The organism is Citrobacter sp. VF227, from assembly GCF_052950715.1.
On record NZ_JBRFVF010000011.1, the window covers coordinates 104493 to 125875 of the forward strand.

The 21383-nt window shown below is 50.8% G+C and carries 20 protein-coding genes, 1 rRNA gene and 1 pseudogene; 10 read left to right on the forward strand and 12 right to left on the reverse strand.

The window, feature by feature from the left end; genetic code table 11:
* Nucleotides 1-17 precede the first annotated feature (17 nt).
* Together ACU8YC_RS22265 and yihU are read right to left on the reverse strand one after the other, a co-directional pair.
* The gene (locus ACU8YC_RS22265; RefSeq protein WP_071696212.1) at nucleotides 18-905 is read right to left on the reverse strand and encodes an aldolase; all 888 of its coding nucleotides are present in this window, start codon (nucleotides 903-905) and stop codon (nucleotides 18-20) included.
* 25 nt (nucleotides 906-930) lie between these two features.
* Nucleotides 931-1821, reverse strand: coding sequence for a sulfolactaldehyde 3-reductase (gene yihU / locus ACU8YC_RS22270; protein ID WP_446895753.1), 891 nt, complete (start codon nucleotides 1819-1821; stop codon nucleotides 931-933).
* A gap of 172 nt (nucleotides 1822-1993) precedes the next feature.
* Between yihU and ACU8YC_RS22275 the strand changes: the two genes are divergently transcribed.
* Both ACU8YC_RS22275 and ACU8YC_RS22280 read left to right on the forward strand, forming a co-directional pair.
* Nucleotides 1994-2890, forward strand: coding sequence for a sugar kinase (locus ACU8YC_RS22275; protein WP_446895754.1), 897 nt, complete (start codon nucleotides 1994-1996; stop codon nucleotides 2888-2890).
* A gap of 39 nt (nucleotides 2891-2929) precedes the next feature.
* Nucleotides 2930-3718, forward strand: coding sequence for a DeoR/GlpR family DNA-binding transcription regulator (locus ACU8YC_RS22280; RefSeq protein WP_446895755.1), 789 nt, complete (start codon nucleotides 2930-2932; stop codon nucleotides 3716-3718).
* Between the two features lie 67 nt (nucleotides 3719-3785).
* Here the strand turns inward: ACU8YC_RS22280 and typA are convergent, their stop codons facing one another.
* Nucleotides 3786-5609 carry a ribosome-dependent GTPase TypA gene (typA, locus tag ACU8YC_RS22285; RefSeq protein WP_003028641.1) on the reverse strand — a complete coding sequence of 608 codons (1824 nt, stop codon included), beginning with the start codon at nucleotides 5607-5609 and terminating at the stop codon, nucleotides 3786-3788.
* A gap of 380 nt (nucleotides 5610-5989) precedes the next feature.
* Here typA and glnA point away from each other — a divergent pair, with 380 nt between their 5' ends.
* From glnA to ACU8YC_RS22305, 4 genes are all read left to right on the forward strand, one after another.
* Nucleotides 5990-7399, forward strand: a complete 1410-nt coding sequence (gene glnA / locus ACU8YC_RS22290) for a glutamate--ammonia ligase (protein WP_003028638.1) — start codon at nucleotides 5990-5992, stop codon at nucleotides 7397-7399.
* Nucleotides 7400-7593: 194 nt separating this feature from the next.
* Nucleotides 7594-8643: a nitrogen regulation protein NR(II) gene (gene glnL, locus ACU8YC_RS22295; RefSeq protein ID WP_005121842.1), complete on the forward strand. Its 1050-nt coding sequence runs from the start codon at nucleotides 7594-7596 to the stop codon at nucleotides 8641-8643.
* Nucleotides 8644-8654: 11 nt separating this feature from the next.
* Nucleotides 8655-10064 (forward strand): nitrogen regulation protein NR(I), encoded by a 1410-nt coding sequence (gene glnG / locus ACU8YC_RS22300; protein WP_151224146.1) that lies wholly within the window; start codon nucleotides 8655-8657, stop codon nucleotides 10062-10064.
* A 111-nt stretch (nucleotides 10065-10175) separates the two neighbouring features.
* Complete coding sequence (locus tag ACU8YC_RS22305) at nucleotides 10176-10286, forward strand: YshB family small membrane protein (protein WP_003028631.1); 111 nt, start codon at nucleotides 10176-10178, stop codon at nucleotides 10284-10286.
* 39 nt (nucleotides 10287-10325) lie between these two features.
* Here ACU8YC_RS22305 and hemN read toward each other — a convergent pair whose 3' ends face one another.
* The 3 genes and pseudogenes from hemN to ACU8YC_RS22320 all read right to left on the reverse strand — a co-directional run bounded on the left by hemN (nucleotide 10326) and on the right by ACU8YC_RS22320 (nucleotide 12701).
* Nucleotides 10326-11699, reverse strand: a complete 1374-nt coding sequence (gene hemN / locus ACU8YC_RS22310; protein WP_252838838.1) for an oxygen-independent coproporphyrinogen III oxidase — start codon at nucleotides 11697-11699, stop codon at nucleotides 10326-10328.
* 188 nt (nucleotides 11700-11887) lie between these two features.
* Complete coding sequence (gene yihI / locus ACU8YC_RS22315; RefSeq protein WP_247605078.1) at nucleotides 11888-12397, reverse strand: Der GTPase-activating protein YihI; 510 nt, start codon at nucleotides 12395-12397, stop codon at nucleotides 11888-11890.
* A gap of 106 nt (nucleotides 12398-12503) precedes the next feature.
* Nucleotides 12504-12701, reverse strand: a pseudogene (locus ACU8YC_RS22320) (hypothetical protein).
* A 260-nt stretch (nucleotides 12702-12961) separates the two neighbouring features.
* Here ACU8YC_RS22320 and yihA point away from each other — a divergent pair.
* Nucleotides 12962-13594, forward strand: coding sequence for a ribosome biogenesis GTP-binding protein YihA/YsxC (gene yihA, locus ACU8YC_RS22325; RefSeq protein WP_210905518.1), 633 nt, complete (start codon nucleotides 12962-12964; stop codon nucleotides 13592-13594).
* Between the two features lie 118 nt (nucleotides 13595-13712).
* Here yihA and ACU8YC_RS22330 read toward each other — a convergent pair whose 3' ends face one another.
* Nucleotides 13713-13760 (reverse strand): spot 42 RNA, inhibition of DNA synthesis, encoded by a 48-nt coding sequence (locus ACU8YC_RS22330; protein ID WP_071892919.1) that lies wholly within the window; start codon nucleotides 13758-13760, stop codon nucleotides 13713-13715.
* 166 nt (nucleotides 13761-13926) lie between these two features.
* Nucleotides 13927-16713 (reverse strand): DNA polymerase I, encoded by a 2787-nt coding sequence (gene polA, locus ACU8YC_RS22335; protein ID WP_151218403.1) that lies wholly within the window; start codon nucleotides 16711-16713, stop codon nucleotides 13927-13929.
* Between the two features lie 363 nt (nucleotides 16714-17076).
* Here polA and ACU8YC_RS22340 point away from each other — a divergent pair, with 363 nt between their 5' ends.
* On the forward strand, nucleotides 17077-18012 hold the full coding sequence (locus ACU8YC_RS22340; RefSeq protein WP_187254004.1) for an acyltransferase: 936 nt from the start codon (nucleotides 17077-17079) through the stop codon (nucleotides 18010-18012).
* Nucleotides 18013-18024: 12 nt separating this feature from the next.
* Here ACU8YC_RS22340 and dsbA read toward each other — a convergent pair whose 3' ends face one another.
* From dsbA to ACU8YC_RS22355, 3 genes are all read right to left on the reverse strand, one after another.
* Nucleotides 18025-18648: a thiol:disulfide interchange protein DsbA gene (dsbA, locus tag ACU8YC_RS22345; RefSeq protein ID WP_003028621.1), complete on the reverse strand. Its 624-nt coding sequence runs from the start codon at nucleotides 18646-18648 to the stop codon at nucleotides 18025-18027.
* Nucleotides 18649-18664: 16 nt separating this feature from the next.
* Entirely contained in the window at nucleotides 18665-19651 is a 987-nt protein-coding gene (locus tag ACU8YC_RS22350; RefSeq protein ID WP_151218402.1) for a serine/threonine protein kinase, read from the reverse strand.
* A 75-nt stretch (nucleotides 19652-19726) separates the two neighbouring features.
* Nucleotides 19727-19996, reverse strand: coding sequence for a YihD family protein (locus tag ACU8YC_RS22355; RefSeq protein ID WP_003028616.1), 270 nt, complete (start codon nucleotides 19994-19996; stop codon nucleotides 19727-19729).
* Nucleotides 19997-20065: 69 nt separating this feature from the next.
* On the opposite strand from ACU8YC_RS22355, the gene mobA reads away from it, so the two are divergent.
* Together mobA and mobB are read left to right on the forward strand one after the other, a co-directional pair.
* Nucleotides 20066-20650, forward strand: a complete 585-nt coding sequence (gene mobA, locus ACU8YC_RS22360; RefSeq protein ID WP_252838837.1) for a molybdenum cofactor guanylyltransferase MobA — start codon at nucleotides 20066-20068, stop codon at nucleotides 20648-20650.
* Nucleotides 20647-21150, forward strand: coding sequence for a molybdopterin-guanine dinucleotide biosynthesis protein MobB (mobB, locus tag ACU8YC_RS22365; RefSeq protein WP_252838836.1), 504 nt, complete (start codon nucleotides 20647-20649; stop codon nucleotides 21148-21150). Before mobA ends, mobB begins: the two co-directional genes overlap by 4 nt.
* A 121-nt stretch (nucleotides 21151-21271) precedes the next feature.
* Here the strand turns inward: mobB and rrf are convergent.
* Nucleotides 21272-21383, reverse strand: a 5S ribosomal RNA gene (rrf, locus tag ACU8YC_RS22370); the annotation flags it as partial.

Below are 21383 nucleotides of genomic sequence, written 5' to 3' on the forward strand. Positions count from 1 at the left end.
TTCGTTAAAATGGGTGATTAACGCTGAGAAATCCCTTCATCGACGATTTCTGCCAGACGTTGTAAGCGTGGAACCGACACATCACGCAACATTGTTTGCGGATCTTGAGCACCAACAACCGATGCCCAAACGGCACGCCCTGCCAGGAATCCGGAAGCTCCACCCTTTATGGCGATACGGACCGCGCGGCCAAAAATATCCGCATCAACACCAGAAGAGAGAATGACCCACGGCATTTTCATTTGTTCATGCAACTTTTGACACGCAGCAAGTAGGGTCTGTTCATCACCTTTGCCGCCTAATGGCATTTCAGCTTTATAGAGGTCAGCATCGGTGCAACCGAGTTCAGCCGCTGCGGCAACGATGGCACTTTCCCGGTCAAATTCCCAACCACGACGAGGAGGTCGGACGACCGGTTCAATGATGCTGACCAACCCTGCGCTACGGCAGCGTTGAACAAACTCAGCCACCATAGCCAAACGTTCTTCTGCAGGTTCATCTTCACGCCACAGCACCAACAACTTCATGGCTTTCGCACCCATTTCGCGGGCTTTATGCGGATCAATCGCTCTGTCAATTTCGACACTATCAACTGGAATACCATTACCCGGAACAAAATGGTCAGCCGCCACAATCAGTCCACATGAATCAGCCACTGCACCTTGAGAGACAATCTGATCGAGACAAAATTGTTTATCTGCCAGAACCGCTGAAGCGTAAGGAGACAGAATTTGTGTTGCTGCAACTTTAAAATCAGTCAATACGCTGTCGGCAACCGGTTTAGGGTGTCCAGACGCTGCAAACATCAGGCGCATTGCTTCACGCTGATCAACGGCCAGCATGGCAAATCCACCGCCAGGGCGAGAAATATCTTTCAGCGTGTATGGGGTATTGTGGGAAGACATAATAACTCCTGTAACTGTTTAAAATTTAGAGTGAATCTGGTCGGCCAGCCTGCTGACGAACCTGAGATAACAGTGCACTCCAGTCCTGACGGCCTCGACCGTTCTCGCTGGCACGGGTGTAATAGGTTTCTGCTGCAATGCCCATATTGAGCGGCGCGCCGGTCTGACTAGCGACATCGACGGCAATGCGCAGGTCTTTCAACGCGAGGTCCACCATGAATGCCGGAGAAAGGTCTCCTTTAAGTACCTTGCCAGGCCAGGTTGTCGTAAAGTGCCCCTTGCCTGCGGCAGTGCCGCTCATGACTTTAATGGCCACATCAAGGCTCAAACCCAATGATTCGCAAAGAACAGCGGCTTCCGCTGACAAGGCGTTCAGCGCAATACTCATATAGTTATTGATGAGCTTTACGCGGATCCCCATACCGGGACCGCCAGCTTCCACCAGCTCATTCCCCATACACATCAGCACAGGGCGAGCACGTTCAACCTGTTCAGGCGTTCCGCCAGCAAGAATCAGCAGCGTGCCGTCAATCGCGTTAACTGACGTCCTGCCCACGGGGGCATCCATCATGCTGATGCCTTTCTCTTTCATCTCATGGATCAATGCATCGGTCTGCAATGGATGAATCGTGGACATGTCAATAACCAATGCATTGGGAGACAGGCCTTCGCTTACGCCATCTTTACCCAGCAGAACTTGCCGAACGATGTCGCCATTTGGCAGCATAGTGATAATGAATTCGGCATCTTTAGCGGCTTCGGCAGGTGTTTGAGTAGCAGTCGCACCTTTTTGTACTAATTCATTGACTGCCTGTTGGTTTACGTCGAACACACGCAAAGCATGTCCCTTTTGCAACAGATTATTAGCCATTGGGCTGCCCATCTGGCCCAAGCCCAAAAATGCAACGGTTGTCATGAATGCTCTCCTGTCTCAGGTTGACAAAATAATTACAATTAAAAAATCGTTTTCGTCTGTTTTTGAGCATATTTGTAATTTATGACTAAAAACAAGACACACGTCACTAATTTGATCATTTATGTCATTAAAATGAACAAAAGAAGACAAGATCACACAGGACTAACCAAATATGACCAGAATTGCATGTGTTGGAATCACCGTTCAGGACCGTATTTATTCTCTGAACAGCCTGCCCGATGGCGGGGGGAAATATCAGTCAAATCAATATCTGGAGACAGGTGGCGGCCCGGCAGCAACGGCAGCTGTCGCCATTGCCCGGCTTGGTATTGACGTTGATTTTATAGGACGTGTAGGCGATGACAGTTGTGGGGATACCTTGCTTAACGAGCTTCAGAGCTGGGGGGTCAATACGGCGTTCTGCCGGCAATACCCGAACTCCCGTTCATCCCAGTCCGCAATTTTGGTCGACCAGCATGGCGAACGCATCATCGTGAACTATCCAAGCCCAGATCTCGATACGGATGCAGGGTGGCTGGAGTCGATTGATTTTTCCCGTTATGACATCGTTCTGGCCGATGTACGTTGGCATGAAGGAACGTTGAAATCCTTCGAACTGGCACGTGCCGCTGGAGTTCCAACGCTGTTGGATGCCGATATGACACCACAAGATATAACCCCATTGGTGGCGCTGGCCGATCATGCCGTTTTTTCAACTCCAGGTCTGAAAAGAATGACCGGGCAAGATGATGCACAACAGGCACTTAAACTGGCCGCTGAGCAAACCAATGGTAAAGTGTACGTTACGCTTGGTGGCGAAGGGTCACTATGGGTCGAAAATGGGCATATGTGTCAACAGACTGCATTTTCTGTCAATGTTGTGGATACAACCGGTGCAGGCGATGTTTTCCATGGTGCAATGGCAGCAGCTCTTGCAGAGCAAATGCCGACTGACCAGGCGATTCGCTTCGCAAGTGCGGTGGCGGCGATGAAATGCACTCAGGCGGGTGGACGAGCCGGAATTCCTAATCGTGCGCAAACCGAATCATTTTTGTCACTTTATGCGTAAAATAGCCAACAATTACGGGGAAGAAGTCCAGGAGTATTCATGAGCATCATTGAAGTCACCGGTAATCCGCGACACGATCAACTTGTTCATTACATTACAGAACGCGGCTATATGAATATCGAAGAGCTCGCACAATTGCTGGACGTGTCCACGCAAACCGTGCGCCGGGATATTCGTAAATTAAGCGAACAGGGCTTGATCACCAGACATCATGGTGGAGCCGGACGTGTATCCAGCGTCATGAATACCGCCTTTGAACAGCGAGAGTTGTCCCTTACCCAGGAAAAAGAAGCGATTGCGGAGGCGGTTGCTGATTATCTTCCTGAACGCTGTACGGTATTTATTACCATTGGTACAACGGTGGAAGCCGTCGCACGAGCTTTGCTGAACCGCCGGGATCTCCGCATCATTACTAACAGTCTTCGTGTTGCACAGGTCTTATATAAGAATCAAGATCTTGAGGTCATGGTGCCCGGTGGAACGCTACGTGCTCATAATGGCGGTATTGTTGGTCCAGGAGCAGTGAACTTTATTGAAGGATTCAGAGCCGACTATTTGATTACTAGTATTGGTGCCATTGAAGAAGACGGCACCCTATTGGAATTTGACGTTAACGAAGCGCTTGTCGCCAAAACGATGATTAAGCATGCACGTAATACGCTGTTAGTTGCTGATCATACTAAGTTTACTGCCTCAGCCGCTGTATCCATCGGTAATATGCGTAAAATTCGAGCATTTTTTACCGATTCCCAGCCACCCAATTCATTCAAGCAATTGCTTGATTTAGAAAATATTGAGCTAGTCATTGCAGAGCAGGAAACGACCTGATCTTTTAGATAAAAAAAGCCGCTGATAATCAGCGGCTTTTTTATGCTTACCTGAGAAAGAGCGTTAATTACTCTTCTTTCGCGCCACGCATTGCACGGCGACGATCGTTTTCAGTCAGGTGACGCTTACGAATACGGATAGAGGTTGGAGTAACTTCTACCAGTTCGTCGTCATCGATGAATTCCAGAGCCTGCTCCAGAGTCATCTTAACCGGCGGAACCAGAACCGTTGCTTCGTCAGTACCGGACGCACGCATGTTGGTCAGTTTCTTACCGGTCAGGCAGTTTACAGTCAGGTCGTTAGAACGGCTGTGAATACCGATGATCTGGCCTTCGTAAACTTCAGCACCGTGGCCCAGGAACAGCTTACCGCGGTCCTGTAGGCTGAACAGTGCGAACGCAACTGCTTTACCCTGGCCATTGGAGATCAGTACGCCGTTCTGACGCTGACCCACATCACCCGCACGAACATCGTCGTAGTGGCTGAAGGTGGAGTACAGCAGACCGGTACCGGAAGTCATGGTCATGAATTCTGAACGGAAACCGATCAGACCACGGCTTGGGATCACGTAGTCAAGACGTACGCGGCCTTTGCCATCTGGATTCATGTTTTTCAGGTCGCCTTTACGCTCACCCAGAGCCTGCATGACAGAACCCTGATGCTGCTCTTCGACGTCCAGCGTTACGTTTTCGAACGGCTCTTGTTTACGGCCATCGATTTCGCGGAAGATTACTTTCGGACGGGAAACCGCCATTTCGAAACCTTCACGACGCATGTTTTCAATCAGAACAGACAGGTGCAGCTCACCACGACCGGATACACGGAACGCATCCGCATCTTCGGTTTCTTCAACGCGCAGCGCAACGTTGTGCACCAGCTCTTTGTTCAGGCGGTCAAGGATCTGACGAGAGGTAACATATTTACCTTCTTTACCACAGAACGGAGAGGTGTTTACGCAGAAGAACATGGTTACGGTCGGTTCATCAACGGACAGAGCCGGCAGCGCTTCGACGTTCTGCGGATCGCAGATGGTGTCGGAGATGTTCAGTTCGCCCAGACCGGTGATCGCGATGATATCACCGGCTTCGGCAATATCACTCTCGATACGTTCCAGACCCAGATGAGTCAGGACTTTACCGACTTTACCGTTACGGGTTTTGCCTTCGCTATCAATGATAGTGATCTGCTGGTTCGGTTTAACTTTACCGCGTTTAATGCGGCCAATGCCGATTACGCCAACGTAGTTGTTGTAGTCCAGCTGAGAGATTTGCATCTGCAGCGGGCCATCAAGATCTACGTTCGGAGCCGGTACACGATCAACGATGGTCTGATACAGCGGAGTCATGTCTTCAGCCATATCTTCGTGATCCAGACCTGCGATACCGTTCAGCGCGGAAGCGTAAACGATCGGGAAGTCCAGCTGCTCGTCGGTAGCGTCGAGGTTAACGAACAGGTCGAATACCTGGTCAACAACCCAGTCAGGACGCGCGCCAGGACGGTCAACTTTGTTGATAACAACAATTGGCTTCAGGCCATGGGCAAAGGCTTTTTTGGTCACGAAGCGCGTCTGCGGCATCGGACCATCCATTGCATCCACCACCAGCAGCACGGAGTCGACCATGGACATTACACGTTCAACTTCACCACCGAAGTCGGCGTGCCCCGGGGTATCAACGATGTTGATACGGTAGTCATTCCATTTGATAGCGGTGTTTTTAGCGAGGATGGTAATCCCACGCTCTTTCTCCAAATCGTTGGAGTCCATCACGCGCTCTTGGGTTTCAGCACGTGCATCGAACGTACCGGATTGTTGGAGCAGCTTGTCTACCAGGGTCGTTTTACCATGGTCTACGTGCGCGATGATGGCGATGTTACGCAAATTTTCGATCACAACTTTGCCTCAGGCATTTTAGAAATAGCGCGTTATTGTACACGGATTAATCGCAGTACAAAACAGGATCACAAACATCCTCCGCAAACAAGTATTGCAGAGTTTCTTTGTGATCACATTCACGGAGCGTTAAAAGGGGTAATCTGACATGCTTTGCACCAATATGGTGCTTAATGTTCACATTAAAGCACTATAATGGTGCAATACAACCTTCATGGTGCAGCCCCTTTGCACGATAGTGCGCATGATAACGCCTTTTAGGGGCAATTTAAAAGTTGGCACAGATTTCGCTTTATATTTTTTACGGCGACACGGCCAATTTTTTGCAGAATTGAAGACTTCGTTACCACGACGACCATGACCAATCCGGGAGAGTAAGTATGTCCGCTGAACACGTTTTGACGATGCTGAACGAACACGAAGTGAAGTTTGTTGATTTGCGCTTCACTGATACTAAAGGTAAAGAACAGCACGTCACTATTCCTGCTCATCAGGTAAATGCCGAATTCTTTGAAGAAGGCAAAATGTTTGACGGCTCCTCAATCGGTGGCTGGAAAGGCATTAACGAATCAGACATGGTTCTGATGCCAGATGCATCTACTGCACTCATCGACCCGTTCTATGAAGAGTCTACTCTGATCATCCGTTGCGATATCCTGGAACCCGGTACGCTGCAGGGCTATGACCGCGACCCGCGCTCCATCGCAAAACGCGCTGAAGAGTATCTGCGTTCTACCGGCATCGCAGACACCGTTCTGTTCGGGCCAGAGCCAGAGTTCTTCCTGTTTGACGACATCCGCTTCGGCGCATCTATCTCCGGTTCTCACGTGGCTATCGATGACATCGAAGGCGCATGGAACTCTTCCACCAAATACGAAGGTGGTAACAAAGGTCACCGCCCTGGCGTGAAAGGCGGTTACTTCCCGGTTCCTCCGGTAGATTCTTCTCAGGACATCCGTTCTACCATGTGTCTGATCATGGAAGAGATGGGCCTGGTTGTTGAAGCACATCACCACGAAGTGGCGACTGCTGGCCAGAACGAAATCGCGACCCGCTTTAACACCATGACCAAAAAAGCGGACGAAATTCAGATCTACAAATACGTTGTGCACAACGTTGCGCACCGTTTCGGTAAAACCGCGACCTTTATGCCAAAACCGATGTTCGGTGATAACGGTTCCGGTATGCACTGCCACATGTCCCTGTCAAAGAACGGCGTAAACCTGTTCTCTGGCGACAAATATGCGGGTCTGTCTGAGCAGGCGCTGTTCTACATCGGCGGCGTAATCAAACACGCTAAAGCGATCAACGCCCTGGCTAACCCGACCACGAACTCCTATAAGCGTCTGGTCCCTGGCTACGAAGCGCCGGTAATGCTGGCTTACTCTGCCCGTAACCGTTCTGCTTCTATCCGTATTCCGGTTGTTGCTTCTCCGAAAGCGCGTCGTATTGAAGTGCGTTTCCCGGACCCGGCTGCTAACCCGTACCTGTGCTTCGCAGCACTGCTGATGGCCGGTCTTGACGGTATCAAGAACAAGATCCACCCGGGCGAAGCCATGGACAAAAACCTGTATGACCTGCCGCCGGAAGAAGCGAAAGAGATCCCACAGGTTGCTGGTTCTCTGGAAGAAGCACTGAAAGAACTGGATCTGGACCGTGAGTTCCTGACTGCAGGCGGCGTGTTCACCAATGAAGCGATCGATGCATACATTACGCTGCGTCGCGAAGAAGATGACCGTGTGCGTATGACTCCGCACCCGGTAGAGTTTGAGCTGTACTACAGCGTTTAATCGTTTGAGTTGTACTTTCCAGATAAGGTCGCGTCACGCGCTGGCGCGATAACCTGGAATTGAGTTGCCGTGGAACTTTTAGCCCATCACACGATGGGCTTTTTTCTCCACTAACAACCTGCTTTCTCGCGCTTTTTATGCGTAAAAAGCTATAATGCACTAAATTGGTGCAACACTTTTCAGGAGACTGCTGAATGGCAACCGGCACGCTGCCCGATGCTGGGCAGATCCTCAATTCTTTAATCAACAGCATTTTACTCGTCGACGATGAGCTGGCGGTACATTACGCCAACCCTGCGGCACAACAGCTGCTCGCCCAAAGCTCCCGCAAACTGTTTGGTACCCCGCTTCCCGATCTGTTGAGTTATTTCTCCTTAAACATCGGATTGATGCGAGAGAGCCTGGAAGCGGGCCAGGGCTTTACGGATAACGAAGTGACGCTGGTGATAGACAGCCACTCCCATATCCTCTCAGTGACTGCTCAGAGGCTGCCTGATGGCCTTATCCTGCTGGAGATGGCGCCAATGGATAACCAGCGTCGTCTGAGCCAGGAGCAGCTCCAGCACGCCCAGCAGATTGCCGCCCGCGATCTGGTGCGCGGTTTGGCGCACGAAATCAAGAACCCGTTGGGTGGATTACGCGGCGCGGCGCAGCTGCTCAGCAAAGCGCTTCCGGACCCGGCGCTGACCGAATATACCAAAGTCATTATTGAGCAGGCCGACCGTCTGCGTAATCTGGTCGACCGTCTGCTGGGACCACAACAGCCGGGTATGCACGTCACGGAAAGTATTCACAAGGTGGCGGAGCGCGTAGTGGCGCTGGTCTCAATGGAGCTCCCGGAAAACGTCACGCTGATTCGTGATTACGACCCGAGTCTGCCCGAATTACTGCACGACCCGGATCAGATCGAGCAGGTTCTGTTAAACATCGTGCGCAATGCTTTGCAGGCGCTGGGACCGGAAGGCGGTGAGATCATTCTGCGTACCCGCACCGCGTTTCAGCTCACGCTGCACGGCGTACGTTATCGCCTGGCAGCACGGATTGATGTTGAGGATAACGGTCCGGGTATTCCCTCGCATTTGCAGGACACGCTGTTCTACCCAATGGTCAGCGGTCGCGAAGGCGGTACCGGCCTTGGATTATCCATTGCCCGTAATTTGATTGATCAACATTCCGGCAAAATTGAATTTACCAGCTGGCCGGGTCATACCGAATTCTCGGTTTACCTGCCTATCAGGAAATAAAGGTGACGTTTATGCAACGAGGAATAGTCTGGGTAGTTGATGACGATAGTTCCATCCGTTGGGTGCTTGAACGTGCGCTCGCAGGGGCAGGACTAAGCTGCACAACATTTGAAAGCGGTAAAGAGGTGCTGGACGCGCTGGCCAGCAAAACGCCTGACGTACTGTTGTCGGATATTCGCATGCCGGGCATGGACGGTCTGACGCTGTTAAAACAGATCAAAGCGCGGCATCCGATGCTTCCGGTCATCATAATGACCGCACACTCCGATCTGGATGCTGCAGTCAGCGCCTACCAGCAAGGGGCGTTTGATTATCTGCCCAAACCTTTTGATATCGATGAAGCCGTAGCGCTTGTCGAACGTGCCATCAGCCATTATCAGGAACAGCAGCAGCCGCGCAATGTTCAGATCAACGGCCCAACAACTGACATCATCGGCGAAGCGCCGGCAATGCAGGATGTCTTTCGCATAATTGGCCGACTGTCCCGGTCGTCAATCAGCGTATTGATTAACGGAGAGTCCGGGACCGGTAAAGAGCTGGTCGCCCATGCGTTGCATCGTCATAGCCCGCGCGTCAAAGCGCCATTTATCGCGCTGAACATGGCGGCTATTCCGAAAGACTTGATCGAGTCTGAGCTGTTTGGCCATGAAAAAGGGGCGTTTACCGGGGCGAATACGATTCGCCAGGGACGCTTTGAACAGGCTGACGGCGGTACGCTATTTCTCGATGAAATAGGTGATATGCCGCTGGACGTGCAAACGCGTTTACTGCGCGTATTAGCCGACGGCCAATTTTATCGCGTTGGCGGCTATGCGCCCGTGAAGGTGGACGTACGTATTATCGCCGCCACACACCAGAATCTGGAACTGCGCGTACAGGAAGGCAAATTCCGCGAAGACTTATTCCATCGTCTGAACGTCATCCGCGTACATTTGCCGCCGCTGCGTGAACGTCGGGAAGATATCCCACGTCTGGCGCGTCATTTCCTGCAGGAGGCCGCGCGCGAACTGGGCGTTGAAGCCAAACAATTACACCCGGAGACCGAGGCGGCGCTGACCCGTCTGGCCTGGCCGGGTAACGTGCGTCAGCTTGAGAACACCTGCCGCTGGTTAACCGTCATGGCCGCCGGACAGGAGGTGCTGATTCAGGACTTACCGGCCGAGCTGTTTGAAACCACCGTGCCTGACGCACCGTCCCATATGCAGCCAGACAGCTGGGCAACCCTGTTGGCACAGTGGGCAGACCGGGCCTTGCGTTCCGGTCATCAAAACCTGCTTTCTGAGGCTCAACCGGAAATGGAGCGCACGCTGTTGACCACCGCGCTACGTCATACCCAAGGGCACAAACAGGAAGCCGCACGCCTGCTTGGCTGGGGCCGCAATACCTTGACACGTAAGTTAAAAGAACTCGGAATGGAGTGACGATTTGTCACTGTGTAAAGATTGATAATTGAGCGCAAATTGCTGCTATTTTGCGCTTTACTGTTCCGATGAGTTAAGTATGATCGTGCCCGGCAAACGGGGGAAGTCATCATGCTGGAATCAATGATTAATCTGCTGTCGAGCGGTGCGGTCGAAAGCCATACGCCACAAACTGCGGTTGCCGCAGTGCTGTGTGCGGCGCTGGTAGGGCTGTTCAGCTAAGCAGTTTGCCCGGTGGCGCTGGCGCTACCGGGCAAAACGTTAAATCACCCGTGAGAACTGCTGCATCCGCGCTTTCTGACGCAGATAAGCATCAAAGCACATGCAAATATTACGGATCAACAGGCGCCCCTTCGACGTAACCTGAATCCCCTTCTCATCCACATCCACCAGCCCATCTTTCGCCAGTGGTGCCAGCAGTTTCAGGTCTTCGGCAAAATAGTCAGCGAAGTTCAGATCCCATTGCTGTTCCACAGCGGCATAGTCGAGGCGGAAGTTGCAGATCAAAAGCTTAATCACATCCCGACGAATGCAGTCGTCGCGGGTCAGCGTAATTCCACGCCACAGCGCGTTCCCCTGCTCGTCGACCTGCTGGTAATAGTGCTTCAGCTCTTTCTGGTTCTGCGCGTAGTTGTCGCCAATCATGCTGATAGCCGATACACCCATCCCCAGTAAATCAGTATCGCCCTGGGTGGTATACCCCTGGAAATTACGATGCAACACGCCTTTGCGTTGAGCAATGGCCAGTTCATCGTCCGGGCGGGCAAAGTGATCCATGCCAATGAACTGATAGCCGGCTTCGGTCAGTGAAGAGATGGTCTCCTGCAGAATATCCAGCTTCTGCTGCGCGCTGGGCAGATCAGCATCTTTAATCTTGCGTTGAGCAGCAAACAGCGTTGGCAGGTGCGCGTAGTTAAAGACGCTCAGACGGTCTGGATTCAACTCAGACACGCGTTTCAGGGTGAAGGCAAAGCTTTCCGGCGTCTGTTTTGGCAGGCCATAAATCAGATCAATATTTGTTGAGGTAAAGCCAATCTCCCGCGCATGATTCAGCAGCGCAAAGATAAACGCCTCATCCTGCTCACGGTTCACCAGGCGCTGAACTTCTTTGTTGAAATCCTGTACCCCCATGCTCAGACGGTTAAAACCTTGAGCACGTAAATGATCAAGGACATCCAACTCAATTTCGCGCGGATCAACTTCGATCGAGATTTCAGCGTCATTGTTAAAGTTGAAGTTACCACGCAGTAACGACATCAAACGGCTGATTTGTGCTTTGTTCAGGTACGTTGGCGTACCGCCGCCCCAATGCAACTGGCTGACATGGCGTCCGGCGAACAGCGGAGCGCGATGAATGATTTCTTGTTCCAGGGCATCGAGGTATTGATCGGCTTTATGCTGCTGGCGAGTCACAATCTTGTTGCAGCCACAGAAGTAGCACAGTTTGTGGCAGAACGGGATGTGAACGTACAGCGAGAGCGGACGCTCAGGATAACGCGCCACGGCCTTTAGAAATGCTTCTGTGCCGTAGTCTTCAGAAAACTCCAGCGCGGTCGGGTACGAGGTATATCGTGGCCCGGAATAGTTATATTTCTGGATCAGGGCCAGGTCCCAGTCTATTAGCTGCTCTGACATGCTCACTCCTTCCGATGGCGTCTCTGGCGGGTACGGCGTACCGGCTTAACCCCTGTGCGGGTGATGAGCCGGTTGCGCAGCCACTTCTGTCGCCGCGACAACCGCTGTAGTTTAACGAATAACCACACCAGATAACATATAACCGGAAGGGTTATAAGCAGGACGGGAAGACCCACGGTGTAAAACCGTTAGTTGCCGCCTTTCAACAGGCGCATCATGTCTTCCTGCTTTTCTTCCTCTTCCTCTTCTTCCTCGTCATCGTAAGAAAGCCCCAGCTTTTGCATCAGCTCATCGATGCGGTCCAGCTTGGCATCAACCCAGGTTTGATCTTCCGCGCTCAGGGTTTCTCCTGCTTCAAGACGCTCCAGCAGCGCATCCAGGCGCTCATCCGTTTCCAGTAAATCCAACTCAGCCTGTGGTGAAAGCATAGGTTTCTCACTCTTCGGTTTGTGCTGTTTGGTGACTTTTTCGGTCACGCCCAATGGAATGGGTTTTTTGCTGCCAGTACGAGGATCTTTTTGCTTATTTTGGTTTCCGCCACCAGATGCGCCTTCACTACCGGACGCACGGCTACCTGCCGCATGACCACGGTGTTTTTTCTGACGCTTACGGTCGCGAGCTTCCTGATTAATTTCTTCGCGTGTTTTACGACGCGCTTTTGCAGGACCTTTACCGCGTGGTGTAGAAGTTGGTTTCATCATGATTCGTCTTTGGCTGTTTTTATTCAGTATATAATTGCGCCGGAATCTAGCAGAAATAAAGAAAAAAGGCGACAGAGTAATCTGTCGCCTTTTATCCTGACTCTCAACCCTTACGGGCTCTACTATCCCTGTTGGCTATCAACACACCCTGTTTTTCCCTTAGCCTGAAACATTCCGTGTTGTTTCCATTTCCTTTTATCAACGTCTCCGGACGTTTGTCTTCCTGACAATCCTGTGTCTTCGCCTCCTGGCGCTCCTGACCCTCATCCTGAGTCGTCTATCCTGTCAGCTTCCTCGCTATGGATACTACTTTACCTTTTTAGCTTAATCGTACAAGTAACCTGGGTAACAATTTCAACTTTTCAGAATTTAACCCGTTCGTAATTGCATGATTTATTTGAATGAGTCCAATGTATGACGTGCCATCTCGTATAGAAACTATCAGCAATGTCTCACAAAGTGCGAGGTTTTTACTTACACAGCCCGCACGTCGAAAAACCAGCCTTTTGCTGGGGTTCAGGTATAATCGCTGCAAAGCCCTGATTGATGGAGAGGACTGCTTTGAATAACTTGAATTATCAACAGACGCATTTTGTGATGAGTGCGCCTGATATTCGCCACTTACCTTCCGACACCGGAATAGAAGTGGCTTTTGCTGGCCGTTCCAACGCAGGCAAATCCAGTGCGCTAAATACCCTGACGAATCAAAAAGGTCTGGCGCGTACATCTAAAACGCCGGGTCGTACCCAGCTTATCAACCTGTTTGAAGTTGTTGACGGCAAACGCCTGGTCGATTTGCCAGGTTACGGCTATGCCGAAGTGCCGGAAGAGATGAAACGCAAATGGCAGCGCGCGCTGGCTGAATATCTGGAAAAACGTCAGAGCCTGCAAGGTCTGGTGGTACTGATGGATATTCGCCACCCGCTAAAAGATCTCGATCAGCAGATGATCCTGTGGGCGGTTGAGAGTAACGTTCAGGTTTTGGTGCTGCTGACTAAAGCAGACAAACTGGCCAGCGGCGCACGCAAAGCGCAGTTGAATATGGTACGTGAAGCCGTACTGGCATTTAACGGTGATGTGCAGGTAGAAGCATTTTCATCACTGAAAAAGCTGGGGGTGGACAAACTGCGGCAGAAGCTGGATAGCTGGTTTAGTGAACTGGCACCGATTGAAGAGATGCAGGACGGGGAATAACCCACCGTATTGCCGGATGGCGCCACTACGCGTCTTATCCGGCCTACAGTATGTGCGAAACCTTCTTTCGCACAATAAAAAACGCCCCAGTCATTACTGACTGGGGCGGCTAAAATATTCAGCCAAATCCGATTACGTGAAGTAAAAGGTCTGAAAGATAGAACATCTTACCTCTGTACCCTACGTGAATAACTTTACTCTTTTTTGAGCAGCGCAGAAAGCACTTTTTGTAATTTTTTTTCATTCCTTACATAGGGAATTCTAATGGACATCACAAAAAGTTCTATCTTATGTTGCTTAGTTACGAAAAAGAGCCGTTATTCAGTAAACCCTTAGTGCGCCTGATCCCAGTTTTCGCCACTGCCGACTTCCACCAGCAACGGCACGTCAATCTGGGTCTCGTTTTCCATCAGTTGGTGGATCTTTTTAGAGACGCTTTCAAGGTCATCTTTATGCACTTCAAACACCAGTTCATCGTGTACCTGCATGATCATACGCACACGCGGTTGCTCGGTTTGCAGCCATCCGTCTACCGCAATCATGGCTCGTTTTATAATGTCTGCGGCAGTACCCTGCATCGGGGCGTTAATTGCCGCGCGTTCTGCACCCGCTCGACGAGCGCCATTACTGGATTTAATATCCGGTAAATAGAGGCGACGCCCTTCCAGGGTTTCGACATAACCTTGTTCTTTCGCCTGCGCCCGCGTACGTTCCATATATTCCAGCACACCAGGATAGCGCTCGAAGTAGAGGTCCATGTACTTCTGCGCTTCTTTACGTGGAATATTCAACTGGCGCGCCAGACCAAAGGCGCTCATTCCGTAGATCAGACCGAAGTTGATGGCTTTCGCGCTGCGGCGTTGTTCACCGGTCACAGAATCCAGCGGTAAGCCAAAGACTTCCGCCGCCGTTGCACGGTGAATATCTTTCCCTTCGGCAAACGCGGTAAGCAGACCTTTATCACGCGAGAGATGCGCCATGATGCGCAGTTCAATCTGTGAGTAGTCCGCAGAGACAATCACATAGTCTTCTGGCGCAATGAACGCCTGACGAATACGACGACCTTCCTCATTACGTACCGGGATATTTTGCAGGTTCGGATCCGTTGAAGACAGGCGACCCGTTGCGGTAACCGCCTGATGATAGGAAGTGTGCACACGCCCGGTTTTCTTGTTTATCATCAACGGAAGCTTGTCCGTATAGGTCGACTTCAGTTTTGCTAAACCACGATATTCCAGGATCACTTTGGGCAACGGGTAATCCAGCGCGAGCTCTTCCAGTACTTCTTCCGACGTTGATGGCGCGCCGCCCGGCGTTTTCTTCAGCGGCTTAATACCTTGCTTTTCAAACAAGATAGTTTGCAGTTGCTTGGTGGAGGAAAGGTTAAAGACTTCTCCAGCGATCTCATGTGCTTTTTGCTCCAGCTCATTCAAACGCAGCGTCAGCTCTTCTGAATGCTTGTGCAGAACAGCCGGATCGATTTTCACACCGTTGCGCTCAACGCGAGACAAAACCGGAACCAGCGGCATATCGATATTTTCAAAGACGTTCAGCGGCCCTTTATGCTGCTGCAATTCTGGCCACATCTTCAGATGCAACTGTAGTGTAACGTCGGCATCTTCCGCAGCATAACGACCGGCTTCTTCCAGCGCTATCTGGTTAAAGGTCAGCTGGTTTTTGCCCTTTCCGGCGATCTCTTCAAAGGTGATAGTTTTATGTTTCAGCCAACGGTCCGACAGGCTGTCCATATCGTGTCGGCCAGCGACGCTGTTAAGAATGTAGGATTCGAGCATGGTGTCAAAGGTGATGCCGCGAAGCTCGATGCCATAATTGGCCAAGATACCACGATCGTACTTCAGGTTTTGTCCAACTTTATGCGCGTTCTCATCTTCCAGCAGCGGCTTCAGGAGCGCCAGCGCGCGGTCGCGAGAGATCTGATCGGGGGCATCCAGATAATCATGGGCAACAGGAACATATGCAGCCACACCCGGTTCAATGGCAAAAGACAAGCCAACCAGATTAGCGGAGATGTTGTCCAGGCTGTCAGTTTCAGTATCAAAGGCGAAGACGGGCGCTTTCTTCAGCTTTGCAATCCACGCTTCCAGCGTTGTTTCGTCCAGAATTGTCACATAGTTGTCGTAGGAAAGCACCGTGGCAGGTTGCTCAGTTTTTTCATCGACAACGATGGTTTCCTGTGATTTTGCCGCCGGTTTTGTTCCCTTCGCCTGTAGCCATTTACCCGCTTCAACGTCGCTAACCCAACGTTTGAATTCATACTGTTTAAACAGACCAAGCAGTTCTTCTGCTACCGGCTGACGGACTTCCAACTGCTCGCAGGTCAACTCAAGCTCAACATCCGTTTTAATGGTAGCCAATTGATATGAGAGGTACGCCACCTCTTTATTCTGCTCAAGCTTGCCCGCCATGGTTTTTGCACCACGGAATGTCAGCCCCGCAATTTTGTCTGATTCAGCATAGAGAGTATCCAGCCCACCCAGCCCCTGCAGTAGCGCCTGCGCAGTTTTTTCACCCACACCAGGAACACCCGGAATGTTATCTGAGGAGTCCCCCATCAGCGCCAGGAAATCGATGATCAGTTCTGGTGGGACGCCGTATTTATTCACCACTTCATCCGGACCGAGGATCGTATTGGTCATGGTGTTGATCAGGGTGATATTCGGTGTCACCAGTTGAGCCATATCTTTATCACCAGTGCTAATCAGCACCGGACGACCCAGCTTCTCCGCTTCCCGCGCCAGCGTACCGATGACATCGTCCGCCTCCACGCCAGAAACGGCCAGCAGTGGCAGCCCCATCGCTTTCACCATCGCATGCAGAGGTTCAATCTGCGCACGCAGATCGTCCGGCATGGGTGGGCGGTGCGACTTGTAGTGTTCGAATAACTCATCACGGAAGGTTTTACCCTTGGCGTCGAATACCACCGCTGCGTGAGTTGGCTGATATTGCAAAATCAAGCTACGCAGCATGTTAAGGACACCGTACATCGCACCAGTAGGTTCTCCTGCGCTGTTAGTCAGCGGCGGAAATGCGTGGTATGCGCGATACAGGTAAGATGAGCCATCTACAAGGATAAGTGGGTTTTCTGGGATCTGAACCATAATGTCCGTGCCTGTTTATCAGATTATGGGTAAAGGATGCCACAGACAGGATGAAAACATGAGTTTTTCGCCGCATTTGTCGAAAATCTTTTGCAGATCTTCTGCTTTGCTCGCAAACACGACTGTGGATAACTTTGTGAATAAATAATTTTCAGCTCTTTAAATATAACAAGGCAATTATTGCTTCATATTATTTTTATATGTATTTCAATGAGTTAAATAAATACACAGCATTTTATTCCATTTTCACAGCTTATATCCTGATGTGGATAGATATTCCTGTTTTTTCTATTCAGGGAAGAACCATCATTTGGTCCGTTTTCTGATAAAATCAGCCCCTTGCGCCTCTTTAGCGCACTGTCTATGGCTAACCTTTTGAATAATTTAATTATGACGAGAATACTCGCTGCGATAACGCTGTTACTGAGTATCGTATTGACCATATTGGTCACGATTTTCTGTTCTGTGCCGATCATCCTTGCCGGAGTTGTGAAACTCCTTTTGCCCGTTCCTGTCGTCTGGCGCAAGGTTTCCGTGTTCTGTAATTTCATGATGTACTGCTGGTGTGAGGGTCTGGCGCTACTGCTGCACCTCAATCCACGTTTGAAGTGGGATGTCGAAGGGCTGGAAGGTCTTAGTAAGAAAAACTGGTATCTGCTCATTTGTAACCATTACAGTTGGGCCGATATCGTTGTGCTTTGCGTTCTGTTCCGTAAACACATCCCGATGAATAAATATTTCCTCAAGCAACAGCTGGCCTGGGTACCCTTTATTGGCCTGGCCTGCTGGGCGCTGGATATGCCGTTTATGAAACGCTATTCGCGTGGCTACCTGCTCCGCCATCCGGAACGGCGCGGTAAAGATGTCGAAACAACGCGTCGTTCCTGCGAGAAATTTCGTGCGCATCCGACAACCATTGTGAATTTTGTTGAGGGTTCACGGTTTACCAAAGAAAAACGCGAGCAAACCCGTTCCCCCTATCAAAACCTGCTTCCCCCCAAGGCGGCCGGTATTGCGATGGCATTGAACGTCCTGGGGTCACAGTTCGATAAAATGTTAAACGTCACGTTGTGCTATCCGGAAAACAACAGCAGACCGTTCTACGATATGCTGAGCGGTAAGTTAACGCGTATCGTCGTGAGGGTGGATCTGGAGCCAGTCCATGAAGAGTTGCACGGTGATTACGTGAACGATAAGGGCTTCAAGCGTCAGTTTCAGCTATGGCTGAATACGCTGTGGAGTGAGAAAGACGCGCAGCTCGACGCAATTAAAGCCTCAAATAAAAAAGCCGGTCAGTGACCGGCTTTTCTTTTACTTCTGGCCTACCAGATACTTCACGGTATCCGCATACTGTTGTACAAAGATATCCATGCTGCTGGTATCCATACCCTGCGGGTTAACCTGATATTTGCCATTCACAAACATCGCCGGAACACCCTGCAGCTGCAAATCAGCCGCCGCTTTTTCCTGCTGCGCCACGAGTGATTTCACCACGAAGCTGTTCCATGCCGCATCATAGTCTTCGCCTTTAATACCTGCGTCGACAAACACTTTGCGGATATCAGCAACAGACTGAACGGTCTGAGTTTTCTGAACCCCTTCAAACAGCGGAACAGTAACCTGATCTTCAACACCCAGCGCCATAGCAACCGCCCATGCCTGCGTCAGATCTTTACCCAAAGGTCCCAGGAATTCGACGTGGTATTTGGTCATCTTGGTGCCTTCCGGCAGCTTTTTCTTCACGTTATCAGACACGTGAAGCACTTCTTCAAACTGGTAGCAGTGCGGGCAGTAGAAGGAGAAAAACTCCAACACTTGCGGTTCACCCGCAACAGGCTTCTCCAGGGTGATGTATTGTTTGCCATCCTGGAATTGCGCTGCAGATGCGCTAAAAGCTAAAACCATACCAGCCAGCGCCAGCCATATTTTTTTCATGTTCACGTTTCTCCGATTAATACATTGGCGTTAATTGTAAGGGGGGCTCGTGCAGAATTTTTGCCTGCTCAATAAAGGTCGCGGTCTGACGATGCCAGTAATCTTCCCCGGTTAACCACGGGAAGTTTTTTGGAAACGCAGGGTCAGCCCAACGTCGAATTAGCCAGGCAAGATAATAAACTAAACGCATAGCGCGTAAAGGTTCTATCAGTCCGATTTCAGAGGTGTCGAACTCACTAAACTCTTCATAAGCTTCAATAATGGTTTCAAGCTGCATGCGTTGTTCAGCTTTATCGCCATTGAGAAGCATCCATAAATCCTGAACTGCCGGGCCATTACGGGCATCATCTAAATCGACAAACATCGGGCCATCGCGCCACAAAATATTACCGGCATGGCAATCACCGTGCAGGCGTAATGTGTTAAAACGCGTATGCCAGCGATCGGTAACGAGCGCGATCAGCGCATCCGTTGCCTTCAGGAAGGCTGCTTTTTGCCCTGATGGAATCAGCGGTGCGTGTTCAAAAACGTTACGCGGCTCAGTCAGATACTCTTCAAGGCCAATCGTTGGGCGAAAGGCAAAGGTACGCTTGCAGCCGGTCTGATGCATACGCCCCAGATAGCGACCCACAGCCTCCATCTGATCGATGTTGTCGGCCTCAAACTGGCGTCCACCAACGCTGGGGAAGATCGCATAATGAAAACCTTGATGACTTAGCAGCGTTTGGCCGTTTAGTACCAGCGGCGCAGCTACCGGGACTTCATCGCTCACCAGTTCCAGAGCAAACTGGTGTTCTTCCTGGATCTGATCGACAGACCAGCGTTCAGGGCGATAAAATTTAACGACAAAGCGTCGACGATCTTCATCCTGGAATTGATAGACACGGTTTTCATAGCTGTTAAGCGGGGTAAGCCCGGAATCCACCCGGATCCCCTGCTCAAACAGTGCATCCATGATGGTATCCGGGTGTAGCGTCTGGAAATTAAAAGCGTTGTCGTTCATCCCATCATCCGAAAATACTACGAATAATTCAGGATATCATTTCGCAGGGCTTTCGGTGGCGGCGATTACAAGCTTTTACTCTTTAATTACGCCACGTGCGCGGAGTAGTGCGGTTTTGAAATCTTCTTCATAATCTTTCTGAATACCTGGGATGACAGCGTCTTTCGCTGAGTCACGCATTTTCAGATGATAGATCAGAATGTCATCAGTTAAATCCGCCAGTTCGCCGTCAAAACCTGACTCTTGCGCCAGTTTCTGTAAAAATTGCATCAGGTTAAGATCGGGTTCTTTCTGCCAGGCTGGCTGGAGGAGTTCAATAACTTCATTCAGACGTTTACATTTCATGGTTGTGCTCCTTAGGCTCAATACGGATACGTTAGCAGGGTCAATCCCACATTAAAAGAGGCGATATCAGTGATTCAGGATAGTGCAATAACAGGGGTTGTGCTGGCAGGTGGTAAGGCCAGACGGATGGGTGGAACCGATAAAGGTCTGCTTGAGCTTGACGGTAAACCTCTTTGGCGACATGTGGCAGATACCCTCGCTTTGCAGGTCGAAACCGTGGTGGTTAATGCCAATCGCCACCGGGAGATTTACCAGCGAAGCGGCCTGAAAGTGATCCCCGACTCATTGGCCGATTTCCCTGGCCCACTGGCCGGGATGCTGTCAGTATTCCTGCAGCAAGCGGGAGACTGGTTTCTATTCTGTCCGTGCGATATGCCCTATATTCCTCATGATCTGGTTACACGTTTGAAGGAGCAGCGTAAAGCTGCGCCGGTTGTCTGGGTACATGATGGAGAAAGAGATCATCCGGCCATTGCGCTGATGCACCGCTCCATGCAGCCCTTGCTGCAGGATTATCTTCAGTCCGGTGAAAGACGCGTTATGGTCTTTATGCGCCAGGCTGGAGGCCACTCCGTCGACTTCAGCGACCACAAAGATGCGTTCGTGAACGTGAACACCCCCGAAGAACTCGCAAAATGGCAGGACAAATCATGATCCCTTTACTCGCCATTGCAGCATGGAGCGGCACGGGAAAAACTACTCTGCTCAAAAAATTGATTCCGGAGCTACGTGCCAGAGGTATTCGTCCCGGATTGATTAAACATACGCATCACAATATGGATGTCGACAAGCCCGGCAAAGATAGCTATGAGCTACGTAAAGCCGGGGCAGCACAAACGCTAGTCGCCAGCCAACAACGTTGGGCGTTAATGGTAGAAACACCGGAAGAACCCGAACTGGATTTAGCGTATCTGGTAAGCCGGATGGACGTTTCAACGTTAGATATGGTGCTGGTTGAGGGCTTTAAGCATGAACCTGTCGCCAAAATCCTGCTTTTTCGCTACGGTTGCGGTCATAGTGCTGAAGAATTGGCACTGGATGAATATGTTATCGCAGTTGCCAGTGATGTTCCGCTTGCTGTGGATGTTCCACTGTTAGATATCAATGATATACAACAAGTTGCTGACTTTGTTATGCAGTGGATAAGACGATAGCAGCGGTGTCGTGATTCGCTTTTCACCCGATGGCACGCGCTGCGCCGCAGCCGGCGGATTTCACTGCGCACAGACGCAAAAAAGCCCATCCGTCAGGATGGGCTTCTTCACTTTATTTGATGCCTGGCAGTTCCCTACTCTCGCATGGGGAGACCCCACACTACCATCGGCGCTACGGCGTTTCACTTCTGAGTTCGGCATGGGGTCAGGTGGGACCACCGCGCTACAGCCGC

What these genes read in the sequence shown, in the direction of transcription:
- ACU8YC_RS22265 (WP_071696212.1), bottom strand. Translation starts at nt 905, where the DNA reads ATGTCTTCCCACAATACCCCATACACGCTGAAAGATATTTCTCGCCCT.
- yihU (WP_446895753.1), bottom strand. Translation starts at nt 1,821, where the DNA reads ATGACAACCGTTGCATTTTTGGGCTTGGGCCAGATGGGCAGCCCAATG.
- ACU8YC_RS22275 (WP_446895754.1), top strand. Translation starts at nt 1,994, where the DNA reads ATGACCAGAATTGCATGTGTTGGAATCACCGTTCAGGACCGTATTTAT.
- ACU8YC_RS22280 (WP_446895755.1), top strand. Translation starts at nt 2,930, where the DNA reads ATGAGCATCATTGAAGTCACCGGTAATCCGCGACACGATCAACTTGTT.
- glnA (WP_003028638.1), top strand. Translation starts at nt 5,990, where the DNA reads ATGTCCGCTGAACACGTTTTGACGATGCTGAACGAACACGAAGTGAAG.
- glnL (WP_005121842.1), top strand. Translation starts at nt 7,594, where the DNA reads ATGGCAACCGGCACGCTGCCCGATGCTGGGCAGATCCTCAATTCTTTA.
- glnG (WP_151224146.1), top strand. Translation starts at nt 8,655, where the DNA reads ATGCAACGAGGAATAGTCTGGGTAGTTGATGACGATAGTTCCATCCGT.
- ACU8YC_RS22305 (WP_003028631.1), top strand. Translation starts at nt 10,176, where the DNA reads ATGCTGGAATCAATGATTAATCTGCTGTCGAGCGGTGCGGTCGAAAGC.
- hemN (WP_252838838.1), bottom strand. Translation starts at nt 11,699, where the DNA reads ATGTCAGAGCAGCTAATAGACTGGGACCTGGCCCTGATCCAGAAATAT.
- yihI (WP_247605078.1), bottom strand. Translation starts at nt 12,397, where the DNA reads ATGAAACCAACTTCTACACCACGCGGTAAAGGTCCTGCAAAAGCGCGT.
- polA (WP_151218403.1), bottom strand. Translation starts at nt 16,713, where the DNA reads ATGGTTCAGATCCCAGAAAACCCACTTATCCTTGTAGATGGCTCATCT.
- ACU8YC_RS22340 (WP_187254004.1), top strand. Translation starts at nt 17,077, where the DNA reads ATGGCTAACCTTTTGAATAATTTAATTATGACGAGAATACTCGCTGCG.
- dsbA (WP_003028621.1), bottom strand. Translation starts at nt 18,648, where the DNA reads ATGAAAAAAATATGGCTGGCGCTGGCTGGTATGGTTTTAGCTTTTAGC.
- ACU8YC_RS22350 (WP_151218402.1), bottom strand. Translation starts at nt 19,651, where the DNA reads ATGAACGACAACGCTTTTAATTTCCAGACGCTACACCCGGATACCATC.
- ACU8YC_RS22355 (WP_003028616.1), bottom strand. Translation starts at nt 19,996, where the DNA reads ATGAAATGTAAACGTCTGAATGAAGTTATTGAACTCCTCCAGCCAGCC.
- mobB (WP_252838836.1), top strand. Translation starts at nt 20,647, where the DNA reads ATGATCCCTTTACTCGCCATTGCAGCATGGAGCGGCACGGGAAAAACT.